Annotated in this window: 26 protein-coding genes, 6 tRNA genes and 1 pseudogene; 25 read left to right on the top strand and 8 right to left on the bottom strand. The window is 33.6% G+C overall.

Translation table 11 applies throughout. From position 1 onward, the window contains the following. Positions 1 to 109: 109 nt before the first annotated feature. Positions 110 to 1645, bottom strand: coding sequence for an OmpP1/FadL family transporter (locus tag E0Z07_RS02155; RefSeq protein ID WP_006262044.1), 1536 nt, complete (start codon positions 1643 to 1645; stop codon positions 110 to 112). Between the two features lie 25 nt (positions 1646 to 1670). Continuing rightward, a complete protein-coding gene (locus tag E0Z07_RS02150) occupies positions 1671 to 2708 on the bottom strand; it encodes a hypothetical protein (RefSeq protein ID WP_006262043.1) in 1038 nt (345 codons plus the stop codon). 103 nt (positions 2709 to 2811) lie between these two features. Between E0Z07_RS02150 and proS the strand changes: the two genes are divergently transcribed. The 11 genes from proS (at position 2812) to E0Z07_RS02095 (ending at position 9679) form a co-directional block, all read left to right on the top strand. Continuing rightward, positions 2812 to 4287 carry a proline--tRNA ligase gene (gene proS / locus E0Z07_RS02145; RefSeq protein ID WP_006260351.1) on the top strand — a complete coding sequence of 492 codons (1476 nt, stop codon included), beginning with the start codon at positions 2812 to 2814 and terminating at the stop codon, positions 4285 to 4287. Between the two features lie 75 nt (positions 4288 to 4362). Beyond that, a tRNA-Glu gene (locus E0Z07_RS02140) sits at positions 4363 to 4434 on the top strand. A gap of 38 nt (positions 4435 to 4472) precedes the next feature. After that, positions 4473 to 4544 (top strand) — tRNA-Glu (locus E0Z07_RS02135). Between the two features lie 38 nt (positions 4545 to 4582). Continuing rightward, a tRNA-Glu gene (locus tag E0Z07_RS02130) sits at positions 4583 to 4654 on the top strand. Between the two features lie 38 nt (positions 4655 to 4692). Further along, a tRNA-Glu gene (locus E0Z07_RS02125) sits at positions 4693 to 4764 on the top strand. Positions 4765 to 4801: 37 nt separating this feature from the next. Further along, positions 4802 to 4873 (top strand) — tRNA-Glu (locus tag E0Z07_RS02120). 40 nt (positions 4874 to 4913) lie between these two features. Further along, positions 4914 to 4985: transfer RNA gene (locus tag E0Z07_RS02115), tRNA-Glu, on the top strand. 40 nt (positions 4986 to 5025) lie between these two features. After that, entirely contained in the window at positions 5026 to 5277 is a 252-nt protein-coding gene (gene rpsT / locus E0Z07_RS02110; protein ID WP_006260350.1) for a 30S ribosomal protein S20, read from the top strand. Positions 5278 to 5414: 137 nt separating this feature from the next. Continuing rightward, the gene (gene typA, locus E0Z07_RS02105; protein ID WP_131540180.1) at positions 5415 to 7214 is read left to right on the top strand and encodes a translational GTPase TypA; all 1800 of its coding nucleotides are present in this window, start codon (positions 5415 to 5417) and stop codon (positions 7212 to 7214) included. A gap of 368 nt (positions 7215 to 7582) precedes the next feature. After that, entirely contained in the window at positions 7583 to 8893 is a 1311-nt protein-coding gene (locus tag E0Z07_RS02100; RefSeq protein ID WP_006262042.1) for a dihydrolipoamide acetyltransferase family protein, read from the top strand. An 84-nt stretch (positions 8894 to 8977) separates the two neighbouring features. Continuing rightward, the gene (locus tag E0Z07_RS02095) at positions 8978 to 9679 is read left to right on the top strand and encodes a Dph6-related ATP pyrophosphatase (protein ID WP_006262041.1); all 702 of its coding nucleotides are present in this window, start codon (positions 8978 to 8980) and stop codon (positions 9677 to 9679) included. Positions 9680 to 9771: 92 nt separating this feature from the next. Here the strand turns inward: E0Z07_RS02095 and E0Z07_RS02090 are convergent, their stop codons facing one another. The 3 genes and pseudogenes from E0Z07_RS02090 to E0Z07_RS02080 form a co-directional block, all read right to left on the bottom strand. Then, entirely contained in the window at positions 9772 to 10293 is a 522-nt protein-coding gene (locus E0Z07_RS02090; protein ID WP_006262040.1) for a DUF2004 domain-containing protein, read from the bottom strand. 161 nt (positions 10294 to 10454) lie between these two features. Beyond that, entirely contained in the window at positions 10455 to 10976 is a 522-nt protein-coding gene (locus E0Z07_RS02085; protein ID WP_006262039.1) for a hypothetical protein, read from the bottom strand. Positions 10977 to 11045: 69 nt separating this feature from the next. After that, a pseudogene (locus E0Z07_RS02080) lies at positions 11046 to 11411 on the bottom strand (helix-turn-helix transcriptional regulator); the annotation flags it as partial. 150 nt (positions 11412 to 11561) lie between these two features. Here E0Z07_RS02080 and istA (E0Z07_RS02075) point away from each other — a divergent pair. The 10 genes from istA (E0Z07_RS02075) (at position 11562) to E0Z07_RS02030 (ending at position 20248) form a co-directional block, all read left to right on the top strand. Next, on the top strand, positions 11562 to 13109 hold the full coding sequence (gene istA, locus E0Z07_RS02075; RefSeq protein ID WP_131540179.1) for an IS21 family transposase: 1548 nt from the start codon (positions 11562 to 11564) through the stop codon (positions 13107 to 13109). 25 nt (positions 13110 to 13134) lie between these two features. After that, entirely contained in the window at positions 13135 to 13887 is a 753-nt protein-coding gene (gene istB, locus E0Z07_RS02070) for an IS21-like element helper ATPase IstB (RefSeq protein WP_006260107.1), read from the top strand. Positions 13888 to 14231: 344 nt separating this feature from the next. Then, positions 14232 to 15722: a Fic family protein gene (locus E0Z07_RS02065; protein ID WP_006262028.1), complete on the top strand. Its 1491-nt coding sequence runs from the start codon at positions 14232 to 14234 to the stop codon at positions 15720 to 15722. 144 nt (positions 15723 to 15866) lie between these two features. Next, positions 15867 to 16106, top strand: coding sequence for a hypothetical protein (locus E0Z07_RS02060; RefSeq protein ID WP_006262027.1), 240 nt, complete (start codon positions 15867 to 15869; stop codon positions 16104 to 16106). Between the two features lie 49 nt (positions 16107 to 16155). Next, positions 16156 to 16989 carry a tetratricopeptide repeat protein gene (locus E0Z07_RS02055; protein ID WP_006262026.1) on the top strand — a complete coding sequence of 278 codons (834 nt, stop codon included), beginning with the start codon at positions 16156 to 16158 and terminating at the stop codon, positions 16987 to 16989. Positions 16990 to 17050: 61 nt separating this feature from the next. Then, positions 17051 to 17587, top strand: coding sequence for a hypothetical protein (locus tag E0Z07_RS02050; protein WP_006262025.1), 537 nt, complete (start codon positions 17051 to 17053; stop codon positions 17585 to 17587). A gap of 148 nt (positions 17588 to 17735) precedes the next feature. Continuing rightward, complete coding sequence (locus E0Z07_RS02045) at positions 17736 to 18641, top strand: hypothetical protein (RefSeq protein ID WP_006262024.1); 906 nt, start codon at positions 17736 to 17738, stop codon at positions 18639 to 18641. Beyond that, positions 18622 to 19254, top strand: a complete 633-nt coding sequence (locus E0Z07_RS02040) for an ATP-binding cassette domain-containing protein (RefSeq protein WP_006262023.1) — start codon at positions 18622 to 18624, stop codon at positions 19252 to 19254. The genes E0Z07_RS02045 and E0Z07_RS02040 overlap by 20 nt, the downstream gene beginning before the upstream one ends. Positions 19255 to 19284: 30 nt before the next feature. Beyond that, a complete protein-coding gene (locus E0Z07_RS02035) occupies positions 19285 to 19647 on the top strand; it encodes a VOC family protein (RefSeq protein WP_006267007.1) in 363 nt (120 codons plus the stop codon). A 127-nt stretch (positions 19648 to 19774) separates the two neighbouring features. Further along, positions 19775 to 20248 carry a hypothetical protein gene (locus E0Z07_RS02030; protein WP_233446005.1) on the top strand — a complete coding sequence of 158 codons (474 nt, stop codon included), beginning with the start codon at positions 19775 to 19777 and terminating at the stop codon, positions 20246 to 20248. Between the two features lie 21 nt (positions 20249 to 20269). On the opposite strand, the gene istB (E0Z07_RS02025) is transcribed toward E0Z07_RS02030, so the two are convergent. Further along, positions 20270 to 21022, bottom strand: a complete 753-nt coding sequence (gene istB / locus E0Z07_RS02025) for an IS21-like element helper ATPase IstB (protein WP_006260107.1) — start codon at positions 21020 to 21022, stop codon at positions 20270 to 20272. 25 nt (positions 21023 to 21047) lie between these two features. Continuing rightward, positions 21048 to 22595 (bottom strand): IS21 family transposase, encoded by a 1548-nt coding sequence (gene istA, locus E0Z07_RS02020; protein WP_131540179.1) that lies wholly within the window; start codon positions 22593 to 22595, stop codon positions 21048 to 21050. Positions 22596 to 22735: 140 nt separating this feature from the next. Here istA (E0Z07_RS02020) and E0Z07_RS02015 point away from each other — a divergent pair, with 140 nt between their 5' ends. The 4 genes from E0Z07_RS02015 (at position 22736) to E0Z07_RS02000 (ending at position 25094) form a co-directional block, all read left to right on the top strand. Continuing rightward, positions 22736 to 23101, top strand: a complete 366-nt coding sequence (locus E0Z07_RS02015; protein WP_262711045.1) for a transposase — start codon at positions 22736 to 22738, stop codon at positions 23099 to 23101. 67 nt (positions 23102 to 23168) lie between these two features. Continuing rightward, entirely contained in the window at positions 23169 to 23423 is a 255-nt protein-coding gene (locus E0Z07_RS02010; RefSeq protein ID WP_006262014.1) for a hypothetical protein, read from the top strand. A gap of 95 nt (positions 23424 to 23518) precedes the next feature. Then, positions 23519 to 24538 carry a DUF4421 family protein gene (locus tag E0Z07_RS02005; RefSeq protein WP_006262013.1) on the top strand — a complete coding sequence of 340 codons (1020 nt, stop codon included), beginning with the start codon at positions 23519 to 23521 and terminating at the stop codon, positions 24536 to 24538. A gap of 118 nt (positions 24539 to 24656) precedes the next feature. Next, positions 24657 to 25094, top strand: a complete 438-nt coding sequence (locus E0Z07_RS02000) for an acyl-CoA thioesterase (protein WP_115283947.1) — start codon at positions 24657 to 24659, stop codon at positions 25092 to 25094. A 189-nt stretch (positions 25095 to 25283) separates the two neighbouring features. Here E0Z07_RS02000 and E0Z07_RS01995 read toward each other — a convergent pair whose 3' ends face one another. Then, complete coding sequence (locus tag E0Z07_RS01995) at positions 25284 to 25733, bottom strand: hypothetical protein (RefSeq protein WP_006262012.1); 450 nt, start codon at positions 25731 to 25733, stop codon at positions 25284 to 25286. Positions 25734 to 25908 lie beyond the last annotated feature (175 nt).

The raw sequence follows: 25908 nt of genomic DNA, 5'->3' as shown, positions 1-25908 counted from the left end.
TATTTGCTTATTATTATTTTTATAAAAATCGAACTGCAAAGGTATAATAAAAAAATCTCTTTATCAGTTTATCCGATAAAGAGATTAAGTACTTAAACTTCTAATCTAATTAGAAATTAATGTTGTATGTCAAACTTACAAAGTTATCTGTCGTTTTAATATTAGCAGGCTTATAAGGATTTACACCTGTAGTATCAACTAAGTAAGTATTATAAGACTGCGAAGTTCTAGAGTAAGATAAGTCTAAACGAGAACTACCGAAAGTATATCCGATACCTGCAGAGTATCCATTTAGATCTCCATACATTTTATAATCCTTCTTATAAGGACTCTGTTCGAAGCGATATCCTGCTCTTAAGCTTACTTGTTTGATAATGTATTCCCCTCCGATACGTACTTCACTTGCTCCTGTCATCATGGTATTGATTCCTTGGTTTAAGCCGTAGTAAGTATCATTACCTGTAGGTCTGAACTCGTTATTGCTATAATCTTTGAATGTATAGTCAACACTGATCAGTCCTTTATCTTTAAAGATATAAGCTAAACTCCCTGTGTATTTAGAAGGGGTTCTCAGTCTATAACGATCGAATACATTCACTACTCTAGGATCTACTACAGCGTTATTCTCACCTACGCGAGATGTAGAAAGCCCTTGGATTAATTCATCCTTAAGAGAGTACCAAGTAGGTGACTCGTATGCCACACCTGCTCTTAAAGATTCCGTAATCTGTCCAATAGCTCCTATATTAAATGAGAATCCTGTCCCGTAAGTATAGACTTCATTAAAGTAACTCATTGACTGAATAGATCCTTTTCCTCCTGGTGTAGCGATAGTCTCCTGAGCAAGGCTGCTCTGAGTGTAATCTACTACGTGAATATTCAGGTTAGCTCCTACATAGAATCGTTGCCCAAGTTGTGCTGCAAAGTTAGCTGCAAACTTGTTTGTGAACCCGCTGTTGCTAAATGTTCTAGCTTGGTTATACTGACTATTTTGATTATAGTTCGCTGTATATGTCCCGTCTTGTGTACCTTTATTGATTAACCATGCTTCGTGTGCTAAGTAGGTTTGTTGTCCTACGAACCCTCCATAGTAACCGGCATCCATATAGTCTTGCTCTACAGAGCTACCATTTGGTTGTGCGATACCATGGGGTACTTTAGCTCCATTAGCCATGTTTAGGAAATAGTCTCCTAAACTATTGTGTGTATTCGTTCCTCTGAATAAGATGTCGTTTCTTAGATTCTTAGTGCTCTCATAGTTAAGTCCTATCGTGAACTTTTTCATCGTAGCGTTGTCATTGTAGTTGTTAAAAACAAATACTGCTCCCATCTGACCTAAGTCTAGACCATCATAGTTTTTTGACGTATTATTACCATAGTAGTTAGCTTTATTGTTTCTAGCTAAATAAGATAAACTGAAAGCTGCTGTATTATAATTAAATATAGCTCCCCCTGCCGGGTTAATATTCGTGGCAGATAAATCTCCCCCTACTGCACCAAAAGCTCCACTCATTCCTCTAAAACGAGCTGTGCCATTTAGATCTGATTGATTATATCTCATGACATCTGTAGGTGCAGTTTCTTGAGCATAGGCTGCTGCGGATAGTAAGATAGAACTTACTAATGTATAAAAATACTTGTTCATTTTTTCTGTCTTGTTTACTTATATATTATCTACTGTAACTATTGCGTGAACTACCTCCACCGCTAGAAGAGCTTCTAGATCCTCCACTGTAACTACTTCCACTACTGCGCGAGTATGAAGAAGAAGGGGTAGAGTAGCTGCTACGTGAATAAGAACTTCTGGAGTTATTATTATAGTTGCTATTGCTATTATTAGAAGAGTTATTGTTATAACGAGCGTTGTTATATGAACTAGTACCGTAAGAAGATCTTGAGTAAGAACTTCTAGAGTTATTGTTATAACCTGAGTTGCTGTTTCCTCTATTATTAGTTTGGTAGCTTGATCTGCTATAACTCGATCTACTGCTATTAGAGTAGTTACTACTACTTCTTCCAGAGTAGCTACTTCTCGTATAGGCAGAGTTGCTATTTCCTCTGTAAGCGTTATTAGAGTTATACGAAGATCTAGTGTAGCTAGATCTACCTCCTCTAGGATACGCTACATTATTATAATAGTAATTAGGTCTGTGTGAGTAGTATCCTCCGTAATATGGATACCCGTAATAGCCACCCCATGGACGACCGTAGTATCCACCGCCCCAGCCCCAGCCAAAGCTCATACCAAATCCAGCACCCCAATAGTATGGACTGTAAAATGGATCGTAATAACCCCCCCAATAACTACTATAGTATGGATAACCATAACCACCGTATCCATAATAAGGGTATCCGTAACTATTATTATAGTAATTAATATTTACGCTGCTAGGTTCAGTTCCCCAAGAGCCGTAAGAGACAGCTTGTTTTGGTTTGTGCTGAATAACACTGTCATTGACAGGTGAAGTATATTGATTTACATCAGTGAAATATTCGAACTCGTCACTTTTTGACTTGAAATACTCCGCATAGTAATTAGCGTCAGGATTTTGATTGTTGCGATATTGTTGAGTATTCTCACCTTGACTATATATACCATCGTGATAAGAGGTATTATAATACGAACCACAAGAAACAGTTAATCCTCCTATAAGCAAAAACATACCTAATTTGCTTAATAATCTAGAAGTTTGGATAATTGTTTTCATTTCGTTGTTTTTTTAATTGTCGGTCAAAACAAATTTAGTTAGTTTTGTGGAATTATTATAGTTAATTAAGAGTTAAACAATTTTAACTGCTAATATATTAAAAATGAGCAAGAATATTACTAAAAGAAGTGAGGACTACTCTAAATGGTACAATGAATTAGTTGTCAAAGCAGATTTGGCAGAGAATTCAGGTGTACGTGGATGTATGGTTATCAAGCCTTACGGGTATGCTATCTGGGAGAAGATGCAAGCAGAGTTAGACAAGAAATTTAAAGAAACTGGTCACCAAAATGCTTATTTCCCCTTGTTTATCCCCAAATCTTATTTTAGTAAGGAGGCAAGTCACGTAGATGGATTTGCTAAGGAGTGTGCAGTTGTAACTCATTACCGATTAAAAACAGGAGAAGACGGAAAAACGATAGAGGTAGATCCAGATGCTAAGTTAGAGGAGGAGTTAATCGTACGTCCTACATCAGAAACAATTATTTGGGATACATATAGAAAGTGGATTGAGTCATACCGTGACTTACCAATCTTAGTGAATCAATGGGCGAACGTAGTTCGTTGGGAAATGAGAACTCGTCTATTCTTAAGAACAGCTGAGTTTTTATGGCAAGAAGGTCATACTGCGCATGCTACTGAGAAAGAAGCTGTGGCAGAGGCAGAACAAATGTTAGACGTATATGCAGACTTTGCAGAGAACTTTATGGCTATTCCGGTAGTAAAAGGATTCAAAACAGAGAATGAGCGTTTCGCAGGAGCTATTGAGACTTACTGTATTGAGGCACTAATGCAAGATGGTAAAGCATTACAAGCGGGTACATCACATTTCTTAGGACAAAACTTTGCTAAGGCATTTGATGTTAAGTTTACTTCACAAGAAGGGAAACAAGAGCACGTATGGGCTACATCATGGGGAGTGAGTACTCGTCTGATGGGAGCATTAATCATGACTCACTCTGATGACAATGGTTTAGTATTGCCACCAAACTTAGCACCTATACAAGTAGTTATCGTACCTATTCATAAAACTGACGAGCAGTTAGATGCTATTCGTGAGGAAGTGAAAAAGATTACAGATAGATTTAAGAAATTAAATATTTCTTTCAAATTTGATGATCGTACAGCATATAAGCCAGGATGGAAATTTGCTGAGTACGAACTAAAAGGAGTGCCTGTGCGTGTAGCTGTAGGGCCTAAAGATCTAGAGAATGGAACTTTCGAAGTTGCACGTCGTGATACGCTTACTAAAGAGGTGGTGTCTAAAGAGGGTATCGTAGAATATATCCAAGATCTATTAGAGACTATCCAAAGTAACTTATTTAAGAAAGCTTACGATTATAGAGCTGAGCATATCACTGAGGTGAATTCTTTTGAAGAATTTAAAGAAGTGCTAGAAGGTAAGGGAGGATTTATTTCTGCACACTGGGATGGTACTGTTGAGACAGAAGAAAAGATCAAAGACCTTACAAAAGCTACAATTCGCTGTATTCCAATTGATAGAAAAGAGGAAGAGGGAATATGTGTGCTAACAGGCAAGCCTTCTAAGGGTAGAGTATTATTTGCAAAAGCATATTAATTTCATTTTTTTTTGTTTTTCTCTTGCGGGATAAAAAATTTATTGTAGTTTTGCATCCGCATTAGAGAAACAAATGGTCCGTTCGTCTAGGGGTTAGGACGCCAGGTTTTCATCCTGGTAACAGGGGTTCGATTCCCCTACGGACTACAGAGTTCTCTTTAAAGAGGATTTATCTAATGCAAATTGGTCCGTTCGTCTAGGGGTTAGGACGCCAGGTTTTCATCCTGGTAACAGGGGTTCGATTCCCCTACGGACTACAAAAGTTCTTTGACTAAAAAATATATAAATAATTATTGGTCCGTTCGTCTAGGGGTTAGGACGCCAGGTTTTCATCCTGGTAACAGGGGTTCGATTCCCCTACGGACTACAGATTCTCTTTTTGAGAGTTTATAGATTATAATTATTGGTCCGTTCGTCTAGGGGTTAGGACGCCAGGTTTTCATCCTGGTAACAGGGGTTCGATTCCCCTACGGACTACAGATCTTCTTTTGGGGATTTATATATTACAATTATTGGTCCGTTCGTCTAGGGGTTAGGACGCCAGGTTTTCATCCTGGTAACAGGGGTTCGATTCCCCTACGGACTACAGATTCTCTTTTTGAGAATTTTATTTATTACAATTAATTGGTCCGTTCGTCTAGGGGTTAGGACGCCAGGTTTTCATCCTGGTAACAGGGGTTCGATTCCCCTACGGACTACAAGAGAAAAATAGTATAGACTTAATAAAATATTTAAGAAATGGCAAATCATAAGTCAGCTTTAAAAAGAATTAGAAGTAACGAAAAGAAAAGAGTATTAAACAGATATCAGCACAAAACAACTCGTAATGCTATCAAAGCTTTACGTTTGATCGAAGATCAAAAAGATGCTGCTGCTAAATTACCTGTAGTTGTTTCTATGATTGATAAATTAGCTAAGAAAAATATCATTCATGACAACAAAGCTTCTAACTTGAAATCAAAATTAACAAAACACGTTGCTGCTTTATAGTATTATAGAGACAACGATTTGGTTTGTAAGTAAAAAATATCAAGCTCTCAATACTGAGAGCTTTTTTTGTTGATACTATTCATTTTTAAATGAATATATTTGCAGCGAGAAAGAAATTCTAATTTTAAAATCCCTATATGACACCAATTAGGAATATTGCTATTATAGCACACGTTGACCACGGTAAAACTACTATGGTTGATAAAATTTTACACCACTGTCAATTATTTCGTGAGAATGAAACATCAGGAGAGTTGATTTTAGACAACGAAGATATCGAAAGAGAAAGAGGTATTACTATTACTTCTAAGAACGTTTCGGTAAGCTATAAAGGAACAAAAATTAACATTATCGATACTCCAGGTCACGCGGATTTCGGAGGAGAGGTAGAACGTGTTTTAAATATGGCTGATGGTGTTCTTTTGATTGTAGATGCTTTTGAGGGACCAATGCCTCAAACTCGTTTCGTACTTCAAAAGGCGATTAGTTTAGGTTTAAAACCATGTGTGGTTGTTAACAAAGTAGACAAAGAAAACTGTACTCCAGAGGAAGTACACGAGAAAGTGTTTGACTTAATGTTTGAACTTGGAGCAGAAGAATGGCAGATGGATTTCCCAGCTGTATATGGTTCTGCTAAAAACAACTGGATGTCTGACGATTGGAAAAAAACAACAGACTCTTTCGAGCCATTATTAGATATGGTTTTAGAGCATATTCCAGCTGCTAAAATGAATGAAGGTACTCCTCAGATGTTAATCACATCTTTAGATTACTCTACATTTACAGGACGTATTGCTATTGGTCGTTTACATAGAGGTATTTTAAAAGAGGGAATGAATGTTTCTTTAATTAAGAGAGACGGTAAAACTGTTAAATCTAAAATTAAAGAGGTTCATACTTTTGAAGGATTAGGACGTAAAAAAGTATCTGAAGTACACGCAGGTGATATCTGTGCTGTAGTAGGTATCGAAGGATTTGAAATCGGTGACGTAATCGCTGACTTCGAAAACCCAGAAGCATTACCAACTATCACTATCGATGAGCCAACAATGAGTATGTTATTTACTATTAATGACTCTCCATTCTTCGGTAAAGAAGGTAAATACGTTACATCTAGACACATCAAAGATCGTTTAGCTAAAGAGTTAGAGAAAAACTTAGCTCTACGTGTAAACGAAACGGATAGTGCTGATAAATTTATGGTATTCGGACGTGGTGTATTGCACTTATCTGTATTGATCGAGACAATGCGTCGTGAAGGATACGAATTACAAATCGGACAACCACAGGTAATCATCAAAGAAGTTGATGGTGTTAAATGTGAGCCGATAGAAGAATTAACTATTGATATTCCTGAGAACTTATCTGGACGTGCTGTAGAATATGTTACTTTGAAAAAAGGTGAGATGTTAAGTATGGAGCCTAAAGGTGATCGTATGATTATTAAATTCTTAATCCCTTCTAGAGGTATTATCGGTTTAAGAAACCAGTTATTAACAGCTACTGCTGGTGAGGCTATTATGTCACACCGTTTCTTAGAATACCAACCATACAAAGGAGAAATCGCTGGACGTAACAATGGTTCATTAATTTCTATGGAGAATGGTAAGGCTATTCCTTATTCTATCGATAAGTTACAAGACCGTGGTAAATTCTTCGTTGATCCTAACGAGGATATCTATGAAGGACAGGTAATCGGTGAGAATACACGTAGTGATGATATGACTGTTAACGTTACTAAAACGAAAAAACTATCTAACGTACGTTCTTCAGGTGCTGATGATAAAGCTAGAATTGTTCCAGCTATCAAATTCTCATTAGAGGAAGCATTAGAGTACATCCAAAAAGATGAATACGTTGAGGTGACTCCTAAGTCATTACGTTTAAGAAAAATCTTCTTAAAAGAGACAGATCGTAAACGTAATACTATCAAATAATAATAGATATTATTTTATATAAAGCTAAAGCCGACCAGAAATGGTCGGCTTTTTTATTTTGCAAAGTTTTAATATTGAAGAAAGTTTTTGGTGCTTTGTTTTTTTGTATATTTCACGAAGTATCCTTATGAGAAGAGCTTTTTTGACTTAATACGACATTTTTATTTAAAAAAATGAATTGCGTAGTTTGGAATAAAATTCAAAAGAAAATATGTAAAAATGGATTATTTAAATAGATGTAATGAGAGAAATAAGGATAGAGAAGTATAGTTTTTGATAGAATGATAATTTTATAAATGGCTGTAAAAAGTCTGAAATATTATTAAATTTGTAATTTGTATAAGAAAACACAACCTTAGGTTATAAATATGGCAAAGTTCGAATTGAAATTACCCAAAATGGGAGAGAGTGTTGCAGAGGCAACAATTACAAACTGGTTGAAGAATGTAGGGGATCATATTGACGCTGATGAAACAGTATTAGAAATTGCTACAGACAAAGTTGATAGTGAAGTTCCATCAGAGGTTGAAGGAACTTTAGTAGAGATTTTATTCCAAGTAGATGATGTTGTTCAAGTAGGACAAACAATCGCAATCATAGAAACAGAAGGTGATGTTCCTGCATCAGCTCCTGCAGCAAGCAGTGCACCTGCAGAGGCAAAAGCTGTAGCGGAGACTGTAGCAGTAGCACAAGATACAGTAGCTACGCCTGTTGATTTTTCAGACTCTGATAAGTTCTTTTCTCCATTAGTTAAAAATATAGCTAAGGAAGAAGGGGTATCTGTAGCTGAATTAGAAGCAATAGCGGGTACTGGTAAAGATGGAAGAGTAACTAAGAATGATATCTTAGATTATATTAAAAATAGAGGAAACCAACCTCAAACTGCAGCTGTAAAAGTAGAAGCGCCAAAGGCTACTCCTGCTCCAGCAGCTCAAACTGCTTCTAAAGCAGCTCCAGTATCTGTAAACGGTGCTGACGAAATCGTAGAGATGGACCGTATGCGTAAGCTGATCTCAGGATATATGGTGAAGTCTGTACAGACTTCTGCTCACGTACAGTCATTCATCGAAGTAGATGTGACGAATATCGTGAACTGGAGAAATAAAGTGAAGAATTCATTCGAAAAGAGAGAAGGAGAGAAACTTACGTTCACACCTATCTTTATGGAGGCTGTAGCGAAGGCATTAAAAGACTTCCCTGGAATGAATATCTCTGTAGAAGGTGATTATATCATTAAGAAGAAAAATATTAACTTAGGTATGGCTGCTGCATTACCAAACGGAAACTTAATTGTACCAGTAATTAAAAATGCTGATCAGTTAAACTTAGTAGGTATGGCTAAAGCGGTTAATGACTTAGGTAATCGTGCTAAAGCTGGTAAATTAAAACCAGACGATACTCAAGGTAGTACATATACAGTAACTAACGTTGGTACTTTTGGAAGTGTATTTGGTACGCCAATTATCAACCAACCTGAGGTAGGTATCCTTGCATTAGGAGCTATCCGTAAAGTACCTGCTGTTATCGAAACTCCAGAAGGAGACTTTATCGGTATCCGTCAGAAGATGTTCTTATCTCACAGCTATGACCATAGAGTAGTAGATGGAGCATTAGGAGGACAGTTCGTACAGAGAGTGGCTCAAATATTAGAAGCATTCGATCCTAATAGAGAGATATAATTCTTGATAAAATAAATATAGAACGGTTTCACAGTAGTGAGACCGTTTTTTTTATATCTTGTTTGGACCAAAAACAACAAAAGAATGAAGAGTGCTTTTTTAAACTGGAGTAGTGGGAAGGATGCTGCTTATGCCTTATATCAGATACAACAAAGTAATGAGTTAGAAGTAATGCGTCTAATGACGACTGTCAATGAACATTTCGGGCGGGTATCTATGCATGGGATAAGAGAAGAAGTATTAACACGACAAGCAGAGTGCATAGGAATCTCTTTAGATATAGTACACCTTCATGAAAAGCTCTCTCTACAAGAGTATGAAGCTATTATAATGACTCAATTGGAACAGTATAAGCGTGTAGGTATATTGGATAGTATTTATGGAGATATTCTCTTAGAAGACTTAAAAACGTTTAGAGAGGCACAGCTAGCAAGGTTAGGAATCACAGGCGTATTTCCACTGTGGAATAGAGATACAACAGCATTAATTCACGAAATGGTAGACTGTGGTTTGAAAACAATTGTCGTTTGTGTCAATGAGCAATATCTCGACAAAAGCTTTGTTGGACGTACGATAGATAAGCAGTTTATAGAAGATTTGCCTGATGGAGTTGATCCTTGTGGAGAGAATGGCGAGTTTCATACCTTTGTCTATGACGGGCCAATGTTTAAAAAGCCTGTTCCTTTTGAAGTAGGTGAGATGGTCTATAAGACCTATGATGCCCCTAAACAATGTCATCAAAAGGAAATATTACACTATGGCTTTTGGTTTTTAGATATTTTGTAACTCTGTTTATTCTTGTATGGTAGAGATGAGGCTTCTAAGCTTCTATTGAATTTAGTAAATAGTGGTATTTATTAGAGCATTAATATAAGGATTTAACTTTCCCAATTAATATCTATCAAATGACCCTGTAAGTCTGTTCTTATCCCAATTACGGCATCTGCGTATTCTTTACCAATACTGTAGTCAAATACTAAATAATACTTCTTGTTTAGCTCATCTACTGGATACAACCAAATATGAACTAGTTTGAGTTTTTGATATAAGATAGTATTGTCTTCTTTGGATAGGTTATTTATCCCCAATGACGCTAGCTCTTCTCTCTGTAATTCTTCTAAATGAAAGGTGATGTATTCTTGTACAAGACTTGTGTCAGAATTATAATCTTGTTGTAGATATTCTTTGTTTCTATTGTTAAATGTAGGGATAGCTTCTATAAAATCTTCTTCATTGAGTTGAATCCTATTAAAGTCAATATTGATGTTTATTGTATCTTGTTGGACTACTATTCTTTTAAAATAAGAATGATCAGGAGAGGTGTTATTATGATGTATAAATAAGAAAATACCTAATATTGAACCTATAATAATTATAAACAATAATATTCTTTTGGTCATAGGAAGTGCTTTCTTTTTTGAGAATACAAAGTTACATGATTTTATGTGAGTGATTCATAATCATTTGCGATTATTATTTTTTGAAATGAATGAGTATTAAAGTAAAAAGCCTAGATAATATGAATTACCTAAGCTCTCAGTATATTTTAATAAGAGAATTATTATATAAAGAATTCTCCTGTATCACTCATTCCCATAGGAAGAGCTGTTCTGTCTATCCATTCTTCTGTTTGTAAGCAAGGGATAGGTTGAGTGTGTAGTTTAAGTTCAAATCCTTCTCTTGCTTTCTGTACAATCTGCTCTTCTATATTAGAAGAGTTAGTTGCAAAGAACTCTTTGGTTTCTTCAGCAATATGCAGTAATACAATTTGTGTTTTGTTATCAATAGTGTGAATATCCAATACTTTAAAGTAAGCACCTGACTGTATCATTACTAATCCATATTCTTCCATCTGAGGTACAAGAGCTGCTACATCTTTAGCATGAGCAGAGGCGATAAGGTAACGCAAGTTCGTAGTAAGTCCGCCTCCTTTATAAGTAGCATCTGTGAAACCGCGTTCTTGTATAATCTGCCCAATATGGTATTTATCGATTAACTCTTGACTTAGTTCACAGTCGCGATAGAATAGGGCTAACCCTGCAAAAGTCATATTGAATATTTCTTCTATTTGTTGTTTGTCCATTAGGTATGGGGTTTGGTATATTGTAAAATAAAAAACGAAGGTACTTATTTTAGGAAGTACAACATAGCTTTATATTTCTTCTTTCTCATTTGTTGGTACATACTGCTCGTTCATTTTCATCACTCGCTTCATAATTCGTTTTTGTAGTATTTTAGGTGCGATTACTTTCAACGTTTCACCGAAGCCGAGTATTTCTCTTTCGAGTTCGAAGTTGAGTACTACATCTATACGTATCTTCATACCTGTCTCATCTTCCTCTAACACTTGCTGAGAGTGGTGTAGTGGTTTGGTCTTTACGTAAGGAACATTATAGGCATTCACCCAGAGGATAACCTTCTGCGCTCGGTCTTGCTCCGTTTTAGTTACCCCAAGGGTATCGTTGTAATATCGGTCAAAGTCTACTCCTTTATATTCTTTATAAGGTTCGTTTGCTAAGGTGGAGAATCCAGTGAAATTGACCACCTAATTCCGTTAAAAGTGATCACTTAATTCCGGTGGAAAGTGACCACCTAATTCCGGTGAAATTGACCACCTAAAAAACCAAGTTAAAACATGTCTAAATATCTTAGCTAAAATGCAAGAGATATGGCTAATAAAAAGATCGACATGTTACAATTAAAACAACTACTACGTCTATATACTCAAGGAGTAAGTAAACTTCAAATAAGTTCCCAATTAGGTCTTTCACGTAATACTGTTAAGAAATATATTCCTCTCTTTACGACTTCAAAATTCACTTATGAAGAGATAAAAGAATTAAATGATACAGATATAGAAGATTTATTTGACACTAAAGAATTGGATTCTGATGAAAAAGAAGCAATCTTGTATAAATATTTCCCTTACTTTACTAAAGAACTACTTAAAACGGGAGTAACAAGACATATCTTGTGGCAAGAGTACCTTTTGAAACATCCTGAAGGTTATCGTTATTCTCAATTTTGCTATCATTTGCGAACTTGGCAGAAAAAAACATCTCCTTCTTTACACATGCAACACAAAGCTGGAGATAAGATGTTTGTTGATTACACAGGGAAAAAGTTGTCTATTATTGATAAATCTACAGGAGAAATAACTTCTGTAGAAGTATTTATTTCTATTCTTGGTTCAAGTAGAATGACTTATGTAGAAGCCAGTCTAACTCAAAATACAGAAGATTTTATATCAAGTCTCACCAATTCCTTACATTTTTATCAAGGAGTCCCACTTGCCATTGTACCTGACAACTTAAAAGCAGCTGTAACTAAAAGTGATAAATACGAACCTAAAATAGCTCATAATCTTCAAGACTTTGCTCTACATTATAACACAACTATTTTACCCGCAAGAAGTTATAAGCCAAAGGATAAAGCCTTAGTAGAGAATGCAGTAAAAACAGTCTATACTCGTGTATTTGCTCCTCTTAGAAATAGAGAGTTCTTTAGTTTGCAAGAACTAAATCAAGCAATAGCAGAATTGTTAGAACAGCATAATGAAAAACTACTTTCACGAGAAAGAGTTTCAAGAAAAACGTTGTTTAAAGAAATTGAACAACCTGTTTTACAATCACTACCAGCACACAGGTATGAATTAAAATATGCTATAAAAGCAACTGTTCAAAAAATTAGTCACATCTACCTAAATAAAGATAAACACTACTATAGTGTTCCTTTCCATTATATTGGTAAAAAGGTAAATATTCTTTATAGCAAAGATATTGTTGATATATATCACAATCAAAGACTTATCGCTTCACACAATAGAGAATTAGGAAAGTATCGGTATACTACTGTAAAGGAACATATGCCTTCATCTCACCAATATATCACAGATTGGAATCCTACACAGTTTTTGAAATGGGGACAAGAAATAGGAGAATCTACACAAAAATATTTAGCAATGATATTAGATAAGCGACAGCACCCAGAACAATCATATAAGTCTTGTGCTGGAATTTTAAGCTTAGGTAAACGCTTTTCTAATATTCGATTAGAAAAAGCCTGTACACGGGGTTTAGAATACGAAAGATATAGTTATAAAATGATCAAAAGCATTTTAGAAAAGGGATTAGATGCTATTGAAGAACAACCATTAAACAAAGAAAGAGAAGTTCCTACTCATCAGAATATCAGAGGAGCAGCTTATTATCAATAGAACAATAATATTAAATTATAGAAACATGAATCAAACAACTTTAGAAAAATTAAAGTATTTAAAACTTTATGGAATGCATAGAGCATTCGCATCAACACTACAACTTCCTACTTCGGATTATACAAATGATCAACTTATTGCTTATTTAACTGATAGTGAATATGATGATAGGGAGAACAGAAAGATAGAAAGACTAATAAATACAGCTAAATTTAGATACAAAGCTTATATACAGGATATTAATATAGATTCATCCAGAAATATTGATAGGAATATGATTGATCGATTAGCTGCTTGTCAATTTATAAAACAGCAACAAAACGTATTAATTACTGGTAGTACAGGAGTAGGAAAAAGTTATATTGCTTCTGCAATTGGTTATCAAGCTTGTATGTTAGGATATAAAGTCATGTACTTTAGTATCAATAAACTATTCTCTAAATTAAAGATGGCTAAAGGAGATGGTTCTTTTTCTAAGGAAATAGATCGAATTGAAAAACAAGACCTAATTATATTAGATGATTTTGGATTACAACCCTTAGACAATCTTAAAAGACAAGATTTTATGGAAATTATTGAAGATCGCCATGGTAAGAGATCTACAATTATAGCTTCACAACTTCCCATTGAAACATGGCATGATATAATTGGAGAACAAACTATAGCTGACGCTATTTTAGATAGAATGGTACATAATTCTATTAGAATTGAACTTCATGGGGAGTCTTTAAGAAGTAAAAATACATTAGCAAAAATTCAACAAAACTCTATTAAATAACTATACTTATTTTTTGTATTTTTAACTGAAATATAAAACATGTTTTTGACTTGATTTTAGGTGGTCACTTTCCACCGGAATAACATGGTCACTTTCTCCGGAATCTACAAATAGTATACTACATGATTTTTTAGGATGAGGGATAATTCTTAACTTCGCCTGCCGAAAAGAAACAGTTCATAGGAAGGTTGTTTTTGTAGTAAACAATAGGACTTAGAGGGCTGTTTAGCTATTTGTATTTTGTGCTAAATAAAGGGTGTGAGATTAGAAATAGCGAGGTTATATACGTTGGATTTTATAAGATAAATAGAATCAGGTATATAGATTTAAATTAATCAGTGAAGATGACTTATACAGAGGTAAAAATAAAGATAGATAACTTACAGCAACAAGTAGAGGCACTAGGAGGATTGAATAGTGAGCAATTTGTAACGCTGTCAGAGAAGTATAGATTAGAGTGTAACTATTACTCTAACGGTACAGAGGGAAATACACTGACTAAAGAAGAGATACGCAGCATGATTGCGGGAATGGTGAATGTGGAGAATAAACCTCTTCGTGATTTGATGGAAATCAAGAAGCATGATGAGGTCTTAAAAGATATGTTAGGTGGAGGATTAGTAGAAGTGCATCTGTCTGAGAAGTATATCAAAGAGCTCCACGCTAAGCTGATGTATGAAGAAGATGCAGAGAAGAAACTAACGATAGGACAATGGAAGCAATCTCCTAATGAGATGGTTACTTATAAGGGGGATAAATATCCTTATATAGGAGTGACAGAGGTCAAAGCAGAGATGAAGGAGCTGATCAATCGTACGAATGAGGCTATTGATTATATACTGAAAGGGAAGAAATATGCACCACACCCTATCGATGTGGCATTAAACTTTCATGTTGATTTCTTGAAGATTAGTCCTTTTGATAAAGGGAATAGAGTTATCGCACGTATGCTGAGTAATCAGATTTTGATTGCATTCGTATATACTCCGTTTTGGATTACAGATAAGGAGAACAAAGCGTATGAACAATACCTTGCAGATGTATTATGCTATGAGGGAGCTAAAGATGATTTGTTTGGTCATATAGGTCAACAAATTCTTCGTTCTCAACAGATGGTGGTGGATATTCAAGAAGGGAAGTCTATTGAAGAATCTGAGAAGTTCTACAACCAAATAGAGATGCTTAAGCGTCAATTAAAAGCGAAAGAGGAAGAGCAGAGTAAGGTTAAATCAGCTGCATGGTTAGAGTCTGTATTTACACATTCGATACGTCCTTTATTTACAGAAGTAGAAAATAATGTAATGGAGAGTTTTGGAGACTTATTTGATGAGATTATAGGTCAGTATACTTTAGATGTTTCAGAAGAAGAGATAGAAGAATTAGTGGAGGAAGAATTACTTTCTGATACTATAGAGCACCAAGAAGAGGAGTCTATTATTAATGAAGAGGAAGTAGTAGAAGAAGAGTCTATGACTAGTGAGGAAGAAGTGGTAGTAGAGGAAGAAAGTGTTGCTACTGAAGATGAGGTATCAGAAGAGAATGAAGTAGAAGAGGAAAGTTCTAATGAAATAGATTTAGACAACCCAAGTATTGTATGGGATAGAGCAGAAGGAATACAATCTGTTATCCGTTTAGATGGATTCAAACTAATAGAAGGAGCAGAAACTATAGAAGTAGGTTTAGCTTGTGTGTTTACTGAATTGACTTATGTGATAGACTTAGGCAATGGTACAGTATTCGAGAAAGAGTACGATCAGCAATTAGAAGTTCAGGATATTAAAGTAATTAGCGATTATACTTGTGAGTTGATTGTCAAAAAAATCAATGAGATATAAGTATTTTTAGAAGATATAGTAGAAGAGAAGCACTGTTTATGACAGTGCTTTTTTTGTGGGAATAAGATAATTATTTTGATATTATTCATTGATTTGGAATGTTCTTTGATGATGAGTAAGTGTTTAGTTTTAAAATACTTAGTTATGGATATAGAAGCTCACTTACATCCTAATTATAGGATTTGTAGTATGTCTCCAGTGGAGATAAAAGAAGAATTGTCTACGTGGACAAGAGAAGAAATGATAGCATGGTTATGTTGGAGTAGTCCTACAGGGATTTTTATAGATAGTGAGGCTATCGTAGAGTATGGAGATATTGTCTGGAGAAATGAAGCGATAGATTTGATTATGTATAAGATAGAAATCATGCAGAAAGAAGAATAAGTAATTAAAATAGCGTATTTTTAAATAACTAATTTAGATGTAGATAGTTATGAAATACCTTTTTATCGTCTTTGGATTATTTGTATTAGTAGGATGTCAATCATCTAAAGAGAAGAATAAATATATTGAAGAACGCCAACTTAGTGAGGCGCAAGCAATAAAGCAGGATGGTATTATAGCTCAATATGCTACTAATGGAGCCCATCAGTATAATTACTACTTAGATATGAATAAGTGGCAAACCAATTTAGATGAAGGGCTGAAGCAGGATAGCACAATAGCTTATCTATGGCAACAGAAAGCAATGCCTTATTTTAAAAATAGGAAGTATGAGGTAGGTATGGAGTACCTAGATAAAGCTGTACGCTATGATGTGAAGCGTTATTTGCCTTATAGGGCTTTTATTAAGTGTGTATTTCTTAAGACTTATAAAGATGCAATTGCAGATTTTGAAGAATGTCTAACTCGTTGGGGAGATAGGTATGAAATGGATCATACATATACCTTTTATATCGGATTGTCTTATTTACAATTGAATGAATTTGACACAGCAGAACAATACTTTTTAAGAGCAGTAGAGAAGCAGAAAGAAATGTTTCAAGATATACACCACGTTGATTTGTTCTATTTAGGGATTGTCAAGTATGAACAAGAATTGTATCAAGATGCAATTGACTATTTTGATAAGGCAATTAAGGAGTATAAAGAGTTTTCGGATGCCTATTATTATAAAGCTCTTTGTCAAGATAAGCTAAACGATAATGTAGCAAATGATACATTTAAGTTATTCGTGGAATATAATAAGATGGGATACTCTATCAATGAAGCGAATGCTATTTATGAATTATATCCTTATCAGATAAAACGACAGTATGCAAATTAGTTGTTTTTAGGGATGCTTATTATTTGTAATAATATCTACATTTGCTGAAAATATAGAAGGTATGAAAAGAGCATTAATGCTGATATGTATAGTAGCTATAACGATGAGCTGCAAACAGAATAATACAATTGAGAAGAAAGCTGTAGAACAGGCTGGTACGGAGATGACCGTGTCTGTTCCTGAAAACGAGCAAGTAAAGCAGTTGCAAAGTGAGCTATTAGTTCCGATGGAGATTAGTGATAAAGAGGCTAAAGAAGTGACTAAGAAGTATGGATTAGAGTTTGGAGGTAGTTGCTACGCTTGTGATGTTGCTAATATTATTATAGACGGAGAGATGATAAACTTGATGAACGCATGTGATTTACAAACGCAGATCTCTTATAAGATTACTAAAATAGAGGAGAAGGATAAGACGATAACCATACATACTCCATTAAATGAGTTCGTTTTTGAAAGAGTAGATGATTATCCTGTGTATCAATTAACTGTAAAAGGACAAGTAATCGATCAAGAACTGTATAGACCTGCAGGCTTTTATACTTTAAAGAGCTTATTAGAGTCTTTTGATGTTCATGATTGTGGTGACTTTGAGGGATAGGAGTTGGTTTACAGTTATCAGTTTATGGTTAACAGAGGATTATTTAAATAATATATAGAAGTCAAAGCATATGCTTTGACTTTTTTGTTTTTGTTCGTAACGAATAGAACGTTTTTAATACTTATCTTGTAGTATAAATTAAAAAGATATGCTAACTCTCTTGAAGTATTTACTAGATATACGATTTAGAAAATATGTGTCTAAAGGAGACTATATAGCTATGACGTTGATCTGTGGGCTTTATATAGGTACTGCTGTATTAGCCTATTTTAATTACGCCATAGTAAAAGGTATATTTTATTTTGTGTTTCTAGATGCTATTCTATATCATATGAGTAGAACAGATATAGAATTATTAAAAGTATATAAGCATTATCGGATAGTACTGTGGTTTGAATATCTGTTGTATAGTTTTCCTTTTTTAGTTGTGCTGATAGCAAACCAAGAATATATAGGATTAGGAAGTGTAGTCGTATTATACTACCTCTTATCTTTTATTCCAAAAAAACAATCAACCGTGGTTAAGTATCCTTTTTCTTTAGTAGATCCTTTTTGGAGGATTAGTTTTAGGAAGTTTAAATTGTTGTGGATATTGCCTATAGTGATTTTGTTTAGTGTAATGGGAGTGAATCACAGTAATGAAAACTTGGTTATAGGGAGTTTTATCTTAGCAGGAATCTTAACAATGATACCGACTTTTGAAAGAGAAAGGGAAACAGAGATTATGACAAGCGTATTAAGTGGGGGAGAGTATTTAGAGCAACAGGTAAAAGTTCAGATGTTTAATTCTTTATTAGTTATAATACCTGTTTTACTATTGGTTTTAGTATTGTCATTTGATTGGAATTATGTGTTTTGGGGAGTATTAGTTTTAGTTTTACCAATGTGTAATACGGTATTAAAGTATCGTTTTTATAAGAGTGAATTAAAACATCAATTGTTTATAGCAAGTTGCTTTATAGGAATAGGTTTACCATTATTAGCAATGCCTTTTTTGTATAAACGAGCAATTCGTCAATTAAATCAGATAAAGAATGTTGAAAGTAAATATTAAAGAAAAGAGCTATGGTAATCATCTTGTTCTAAAAGACATTCAGTTTACTATAGATAAACCAGGTATTTATGGAGTAATGGGGAAAAATGGAGAGGGAAAGACTACGCTGTTTAAATGTATGCTTGGTTTAGAAAAATATAAAGGTACTGTTGAATTAAAAGACAAGGTTCTTTCTCTGCAAGAAGTAGGCTGGTGCAGTGCCGAACCTGCTGTATATGATGAGTTAACAGCAGAGGAGTTTTATACTTTTTACCAACATTTAATACAACAAAAAGGACTGGGGAATCAATTGTTGTTTGACTTGCCTTCTGATAAGTTAATCAAGGAATTCTCTACAGGGATGAGGAAAAAGGTCTATCTCAATGCTGTACTTCAGAAAGAGTATAAGATGTATATACTAGACGAACCTTTTAATGGGCTAGATATAGAGGCTAATTATTATTTGATGAAGTATCTAGAGCATTTGTCTCAAGAGAGTATTGTATTTATTTCTTCTCATATAGCAGATGTGTTATATAAACATTGTCAAGCTATTTTTATGATAAAGGATAAAGGTATCAAACGCTATGAGCAAGAGGAGTTTAAAGAAATAGAAGAAGAATTTTTTAAATAGAAAGAAATGATAAAATATAGTTATACCATTATGTATGTGGTAGATGTAGAGACTACTGTAAAGTTTTATGAAGAGGCATTTGGGTTTGTGCGTAAGTTCATCACTCCAGAGGCTGATTATGCAGAGCTTGTGTCAGGAGATACTACGATTGCTTTTGCACAAGTAGGGTTGGCAAGTAGTAATTTGAGTAAAGGGTATCAACAGGTGAGTAAAGAGAAACCTTTTGGGATCGAGTTAGGCTTTGTTGTGGATGATGTACCCTTAGCTATCCAAAAGGTAGAACAAGCGGGAGGCACAGTATATGAGCCTGTAACAGTAAAGCCTTGGGGACAGACGGTAGGGTATGTTTTAGATCATAATGGTTTCTTAATAGAGTTGTGTACAACGATATAAAGTATCCAAAAGGGATAAAGTTGTTTTGTGATTTTGCTATACATTTGCACTCTAATTCAGTTGTTTAAGAGTGTTTTACTATCGAGATAACGGATTGGATAATGTGTTTAATTGCAAATAGATTTTTATGATAGTGTGGGCAGGAAGGGGAATATTAGCCTTGTTATTTCCCTTATTAAGTTTAGGAATTGGTTTTCTAATTCCTCTACATGAGTATAGAGCGGAGATACTTCCTTTGAGTATTTCATTAGGAGGGCTGCTTACTTGGTACTTAGGAAGTAAATGGAATAAGATAGAGATATATTTTGATCCAGAAGACCAACAGTATTATAAGAGAGAAAATGATCATACACTATATTGGATTCCGATGCATTATATTGGTTTAGGAATTATGTTTATAGGAGCTACATCTCTTTTAGGAATTAATCTATGGGTAGGTATCCCTTTAGTATTAATCTATATTTATATAGTGGGATATGATTATTTTAAGAAAAAAGGGCTGGGAATACCTAGTGTAGATTCCGGAGAAAGTGACCATGTTATTCCGGTGGAAAGTGACCACCTAAAATCAAGTCAAAAACATGTTTTATATTTCAGTTAAAAATACAAAAAATAAGTATAGTTATTTAATAGAGTTTTGTTGAATTTTTGCTAATGTATTTTTACTTCTTAAAGACTCCCCATGAAGTTCAATTCTAATAGAATTATGTACCATTCTATCTAAAATAGCGTCAGCTATAGTTTGTTCTCCAATTATATCATGCCATGTTTCAATGGGAAGTTGTGAAGCTATAATTGTAGATCTCTTACCATGGCGATCTTCAATAATTTCCATAAAATCTTGTCTTTTAAGATTGTCTAAGGGTTGTAATCCAAAATCATCTAATATAATTAGGTCTTGTTTTTCAATTCGATCTATTTCCTTAGAAAAAGAACCATCTCCTTTAGCCATCTTTAATTTAGAGAATAGTTTATTGATACTAAAGTACATGACTTTATATCCTAACATACAAGCTTGATAACCAATTGCAGAAGCAATATAACTTTTTCCTACTCCTGTACTACCAGTAATTAATACGTTTTGTTGCTGTTTTATAAATTGACAAGCAGCTAATCGATCAATCATATTCCTATCAATATTTCTGGATGAATCTATATTAATATCCTGTATATAAGCTTTGTATCTAAATTTAGCTGTATTTATTAGTCTTTCTATCTTTCTGTTCTCCCTATCATCATATTCACTATCAGTTAAATAAGCAATAAGTTGATCATTTGTATAATCCGAAGTAGGAAGTTGTAGTGTTGATGCGAATGCTCTATGCATTCCATAAAGTTTTAAATACTTTAATTTTTCTAAAGTTGTTTGATTCATGTTTCTATAATTTAATATTATTGTTCTATTGATAATAAGCTGCTCCTCTGATATTCTGATGAGTAGGAACTTCTCTTTCTTTGTTTAATGGTTGTTCTTCAATAGCATCTAATCCCTTTTCTAAAATGCTTTTGATCATTTTATAACTATATCTTTCGTATTCTAAACCCCGTGTACAGGCTTTTTCTAATCGAATATTAGAAAAGCGTTTACCTAAGCTTAAAATTCCAGCACAAGACTTATATGATTGTTCTGGGTGCTGTCGCTTATCTAATATCATTGCTAAATATTTTTGTGTAGATTCTCCTATTTCTTGTCCCCATTTCAAAAACTGTGTAGGATTCCAATCTGTGATATATTGGTGAGATGAAGGCATATGTTCCTTTACAGTAGTATACCGATACTTTCCTAATTCTCTATTGTGTGAAGCGATAAGTCTTTGATTGTGATATATATCAACAATATCTTTGCTATAAAGAATATTTACCTTTTTACCAATATAATGGAAAGGAACACTATAGTAGTGTTTATCTTTATTTAGGTAGATGTGACTAATTTTTTGAACAGTTGCTTTTATAGCATATTTTAATTCATACCTGTGTGCTGGTAGTGATTGTAAAACAGGTTGTTCAATTTCTTTAAACAACGTTTTTCTTGAAACTCTTTCTCGTGAAAGTAGTTTTTCATTATGCTGTTCTAACAATTCTGCTATTGCTTGATTTAGTTCTTGCAAACTAAAGAACTCTCTATTTCTAAGAGGAGCAAATACACGAGTATAGACTGTTTTTACTGCATTCTCTACTAAGGCTTTATCCTTTGGCTTATAACTTCTTGCGGGTAAAATAGTTGTGTTATAATGTAGAGCAAAGTCTTGAAGATTATGAGCTATTTTAGGTTCGTATTTATCACTTTTAGTTACAGCTGCTTTTAAGTTGTCAGGTACAATGGCAAGTGGGACTCCTTGATAAAAATGTAAGGAATTGGTGAGACTTGATATAAAATCTTCTGTATTTTGAGTTAGACTGGCTTCTACATAAGTCATTCTACTTGAACCAAGAATAGAAATAAATACTTCTACAGAAGTTATTTCTCCTGTAGATTTATCAATAATAGACAACTTTTTCCCTGTGTAATCAACAAACATCTTATCTCCAGCTTTGTGTTGCATGTGTAAAGAAGGAGATGTTTTTTTCTGCCAAGTTCGCAAATGATAGCAAAATTGAGAATAACGATAACCTTCAGGATGTTTCAAAAGGTACTCTTGCCACAAGATATGTCTTGTTACTCCCGTTTTAAGTAGTTCTTTAGTAAAGTAAGGGAAATATTTATACAAGATTGCTTCTTTTTCATCAGAATCCAATTCTTTAGTGTCAAATAAATCTTCTATATCTGTATCATTTAATTCTTTTATCTCTTCATAAGTGAATTTTGAAGTCGTAAAGAGAGGAATATATTTCTTAACAGTATTACGTGAAAGACCTAATTGGGAACTTATTTGAAGTTTACTTACTCCTTGAGTATATAGACGTAGTAGTTGTTTTAATTGTAACATGTCGATCTTTTTATTAGCCATATCTCTTGCATTTTAGCTAAGATATTTAGACATGTTTTAACTTGGTTTTTTAGGTGGTCAATTTCACCGGAATTAGGTGGTCACTTTCCACCGGAATTAAGTGATCACTTTTAACGGAATTAGGTGGTCAATTTCACTGGATTCTCCAATCTGACCAACAAGAAAGAGCTAAGATACTATTTGAATTATACCCAGAGATTAAACAAGCCTATCTACTTGCTAATAACCTTAGACAGATATATAATCTACAAATAGATAAAGAAATAGCTATGACTAAGCTTTCTCATTGGTTTAATGATATTGAAAAAGCTTCACTCAAACACTTTAGTACTGTTTTAAAGACGTTTAATGTACACTATAACGAAATCATCAATTACTTTATTAATAGAAGTACAAATGCTTCTGCGGAATCATTTAATGCCAAAATTAAATACTTCCGTATGATGTATAGAGGTGTTAGGGATAAGAAGTTTTTTCTTTTTAGATTAACTAGACTTTTTGCCTAGTCCCCAACTTTTGTCACTGATCCCTTTTTGCCTAGTCCCCAACTTTTGTCACTGATCCGGAATATCTTTGACAGGTATTAGTGACTTTAAAGCAACTCTAATCTGTGTAGATAAACAAAAAAGCACAGAAAGTAAAGAGCACATTGTAAAAATGACCTTAGAGTTGGATGAAGAAGGACAGAAAGAAATGTTGAATTTATTATTTAAACGTTTAAATCTTGTTCTATTTGATGCTGGTGAGAAGCATTATTCAACTTTAGAATGTGATGAAGAAATTGCATTTAACGAATATCATGTATATGACTACTATGATGTAAACTAAATCTTTTAGTCTATTAAAAACTTAATAAACCTCTAGTTATAAGACTAGAGGTTTTTTTATTAATATTGTTTTGAGATAATTAATTGTCAGTTATAGTGAGGTATTTAATAGTATTAGTATTTTTTTCGTTGTCAATGTCTGTTGTTGCACAGGTTGATTCTACTTATGTAAGAGATCATATAAAGTCTTATGGTGTTAAGTTTGCTTTTGGTAAGGATGTATTAGCGTTAGACTATACTTTAGAAGATAAAAAAAGCACACAGACTTTTGAGTCTAATAAACCTGTGAGTATAGGGGTAGGTTTTTTATGGGGTAGTTCTTCATTTAGTTTTAGTCATGGTTTTTCTTTTATGAGAGAAAAAGAAAAAGGGAAAACAAAAGCAACAGATTTTCAATATCATCATTATGGAGATAAATTTCTGATTGATTTATATTACAAACGAAATAAAGGATTTTATCGTTATACAGGAGATCATAAAGATGATACCCCAACAGAGGATGATATATTTCCAGATTTTAAAATTCATATGTATGGAGCCTTGTTTCAATACGTATGGAATAATGAAAAGTATTCTTTAGGTGCTGCTTACGACTTTAATAAAGTACAAGTAAAATCTGCAGGTTCTTTATTATTAGGAGGAGGGGTGTTTTATTCATCACTACGGAATATTCCGGTTTTTTCTGAAGAGTTGCAAGATTATGATAAACGTACATATCATTTTGGTCCTAATATAGGGTATGGGTATAACTGGGTACCGTATAAAAAAGTATTGGTAGCAGGCGCATTTACATTTGGTGTGAATGGAGCAATAGAAGAAAACTTATTAACGAATAAAAGAATTTTTACAGTTAATCCTTCTGTAGTAGGGCGTTTTTCTCTTGGTTATATTGGGAAAGAATGGATAATTAGTGCATCTGCTATAGCGAATGGTTTATTTCTAAATATGAAAAAGGATTATCAAACAGGACTATTGACAAGTACATTTAATCTTACTGTTATCAAACGATTTGATTTAAAGAGAGAAATCAGCTTTCTAAAAAAGGATTACAATTGGAAAGAAGCCATATTTGGAAGTAAAAGTAATGATGTGAACAATACCATAAATGAAGAATAACATCAATACACTTCTGAAATAAAAACTTTTTGCTTAGAGTTTAGATATTATGAAGAAAGTAGAGTTGTGGTTTAATATGTTTTTTATATCTTGAATCTCTAACTTTAGATGAGTAAATATGGAATTTAATAGTAATGATTTTAGGTTTTACCACCCATTAGAAATAAGATGGAGTGATATGGACGCCTTAGGACATGTTAATAATGTAATCTATATAGACTACTTCCAAATCGGTAGAGGGTATTATATGAATCAGGCAAGTAAAACGTGGGACTGGTTTAAGCACATGTTTGTTATCGCTAATATTTCTTGTAATTATATTAAAGAGATTAAGTTAGATGTAAGACACCCGAGAATTGGTGTAAGAATATCAAAAATGGGAGTTAAGAGTTTTGAGATTGAATACGCTATTGTTAGTGAAGGGGAGAATAGAGATCTAATCTTGCATGCGATAGGTACGAGTACACAGGTGATGATCGATATTAAAGAGAAAAAAACAATAGAGATTCCGACTTGGCTAAGAGAGGAAGTTTCTGTTTATGAACCAAGTTTATAAATATTTAGAAAAGATAATATAGGAGCTATTTTTAATAGTATTTGATAACGGTAGTTTTTAAAATAGGTGGTAATAAACAGAGAGGAACTATCCATTGAATAGTTCCTCTCTGTTTATTAGATATTATAATAGTCTAGCTTATTTTACACTTAGTAGAAAACCTTTTGATTCCTTGAAGGCTATATAATATTAATAACGTTCATTTTTCCATAAAGCAATATCTGCTAATATACGTTGAGTATCGGCATTTACTTCTTTTAAATGATTAGAAGTATATAATGTATATCGGGCTTTGTCTAACTGTAACCTTACTTCATAATCACTAATAATTTTTACAGTAATTTGTTTAGTCTTATCTGTGAATTCCTGAAATCTAGTGTTTTCTTTATTTTCTCTTAGTGTTAAATATACAGGCTCTGTCTTTTCATTTAGTTTAGCATCTTGTTGATATACTAAAGTAGCTTCACCGTTCTCATAGGTGAAAAAGTAATTTTTAAACATAAAGGTTTTAGCGGAATAGACTACTGTTTTTTCATTCTTTAGTTTATAGGGTGAAGATACTATTGTTTCTGTGGTGTGACAACTTGTACAAATTATCGCTAAAGAGAAAGAGATAAGAAGAGAATAAATTGTTTTCATAGTATTTTATCGTTGTTGGTTATAGCCAAAATAGAGTAAATATTTAATAAAACAAAATAAATATTATGTTATGTTTGTTTTTCGATAGTTATTTTTAAGTTTATGGTTGATTTAAGGGTTTAAAGTTGAATAAATAGTAAAACCAGAAGTAGTGGTGTAAGGTGATATATGTCAT

It is taken from the genome of Myroides odoratimimus (assembly GCF_004337635.1).
In the GTDB taxonomy this organism is placed as follows: domain Bacteria; phylum Bacteroidota; class Bacteroidia; order Flavobacteriales; family Flavobacteriaceae; genus Flavobacterium; species Flavobacterium odoratimimum.
Note: the sequence above shows the minus strand (reverse complement) of the source record. Positions and strands in the feature narration are given on the sequence as shown.

Excerpts from the sequence above, each read along its gene's own strand:
- E0Z07_RS02150 (WP_006262043.1), bottom strand. The coding sequence starts at position 2,708 with ATGAAAACAATTATCCAAACTTCTAGATTATTAAGCAAATTAGGTATG.
- E0Z07_RS02085 (WP_006262039.1), bottom strand. The coding sequence starts at position 10,976 with ATGGACAAACAACAAATAGAAGAAATATTCAATATGACTTTTGCAGGG.
- proS (WP_006260351.1), top strand. The coding sequence starts at position 2,812 with ATGAGCAAGAATATTACTAAAAGAAGTGAGGACTACTCTAAATGGTAC.
- E0Z07_RS02045 (WP_006262024.1), top strand. The coding sequence starts at position 17,736 with ATGCTAACTCTCTTGAAGTATTTACTAGATATACGATTTAGAAAATAT.
- rpsT (WP_006260350.1), top strand. The coding sequence starts at position 5,026 with ATGGCAAATCATAAGTCAGCTTTAAAAAGAATTAGAAGTAACGAAAAG.
- E0Z07_RS02030 (WP_233446005.1), top strand. The coding sequence starts at position 19,775 with ATGATAGTGTGGGCAGGAAGGGGAATATTAGCCTTGTTATTTCCCTTA.
- E0Z07_RS02065 (WP_006262028.1), top strand. The coding sequence starts at position 14,232 with ATGACTTATACAGAGGTAAAAATAAAGATAGATAACTTACAGCAACAA.
- istB (WP_006260107.1), top strand. The coding sequence starts at position 13,135 with ATGAATCAAACAACTTTAGAAAAATTAAAGTATTTAAAACTTTATGGA.
- typA (WP_131540180.1), top strand. The coding sequence starts at position 5,415 with ATGACACCAATTAGGAATATTGCTATTATAGCACACGTTGACCACGGT.
- E0Z07_RS02050 (WP_006262025.1), top strand. The coding sequence starts at position 17,051 with ATGAAAAGAGCATTAATGCTGATATGTATAGTAGCTATAACGATGAGC.
- E0Z07_RS02090 (WP_006262040.1), bottom strand. The coding sequence starts at position 10,293 with ATGACCAAAAGAATATTATTGTTTATAATTATTATAGGTTCAATATTA.
- E0Z07_RS02040 (WP_006262023.1), top strand. The coding sequence starts at position 18,622 with ATGTTGAAAGTAAATATTAAAGAAAAGAGCTATGGTAATCATCTTGTT.
- istB (WP_006260107.1), bottom strand. The coding sequence starts at position 21,022 with ATGAATCAAACAACTTTAGAAAAATTAAAGTATTTAAAACTTTATGGA.
- istA (WP_131540179.1), bottom strand. The coding sequence starts at position 22,595 with ATGGCTAATAAAAAGATCGACATGTTACAATTAAAACAACTACTACGT.
- E0Z07_RS02100 (WP_006262042.1), top strand. The coding sequence starts at position 7,583 with ATGGCAAAGTTCGAATTGAAATTACCCAAAATGGGAGAGAGTGTTGCA.
- E0Z07_RS02055 (WP_006262026.1), top strand. The coding sequence starts at position 16,156 with ATGAAATACCTTTTTATCGTCTTTGGATTATTTGTATTAGTAGGATGT.
- E0Z07_RS02035 (WP_006267007.1), top strand. The coding sequence starts at position 19,285 with ATGTATGTGGTAGATGTAGAGACTACTGTAAAGTTTTATGAAGAGGCA.
- E0Z07_RS01995 (WP_006262012.1), bottom strand. The coding sequence starts at position 25,733 with ATGAAAACAATTTATTCTCTTCTTATCTCTTTCTCTTTAGCGATAATT.
- E0Z07_RS02155 (WP_006262044.1), bottom strand. The coding sequence starts at position 1,645 with ATGAACAAGTATTTTTATACATTAGTAAGTTCTATCTTACTATCCGCA.
- E0Z07_RS02060 (WP_006262027.1), top strand. The coding sequence starts at position 15,867 with ATGGATATAGAAGCTCACTTACATCCTAATTATAGGATTTGTAGTATG.
- E0Z07_RS02095 (WP_006262041.1), top strand. The coding sequence starts at position 8,978 with ATGAAGAGTGCTTTTTTAAACTGGAGTAGTGGGAAGGATGCTGCTTAT.
- istA (WP_131540179.1), top strand. The coding sequence starts at position 11,562 with ATGGCTAATAAAAAGATCGACATGTTACAATTAAAACAACTACTACGT.
- E0Z07_RS02000 (WP_115283947.1), top strand. The coding sequence starts at position 24,657 with ATGGAATTTAATAGTAATGATTTTAGGTTTTACCACCCATTAGAAATA.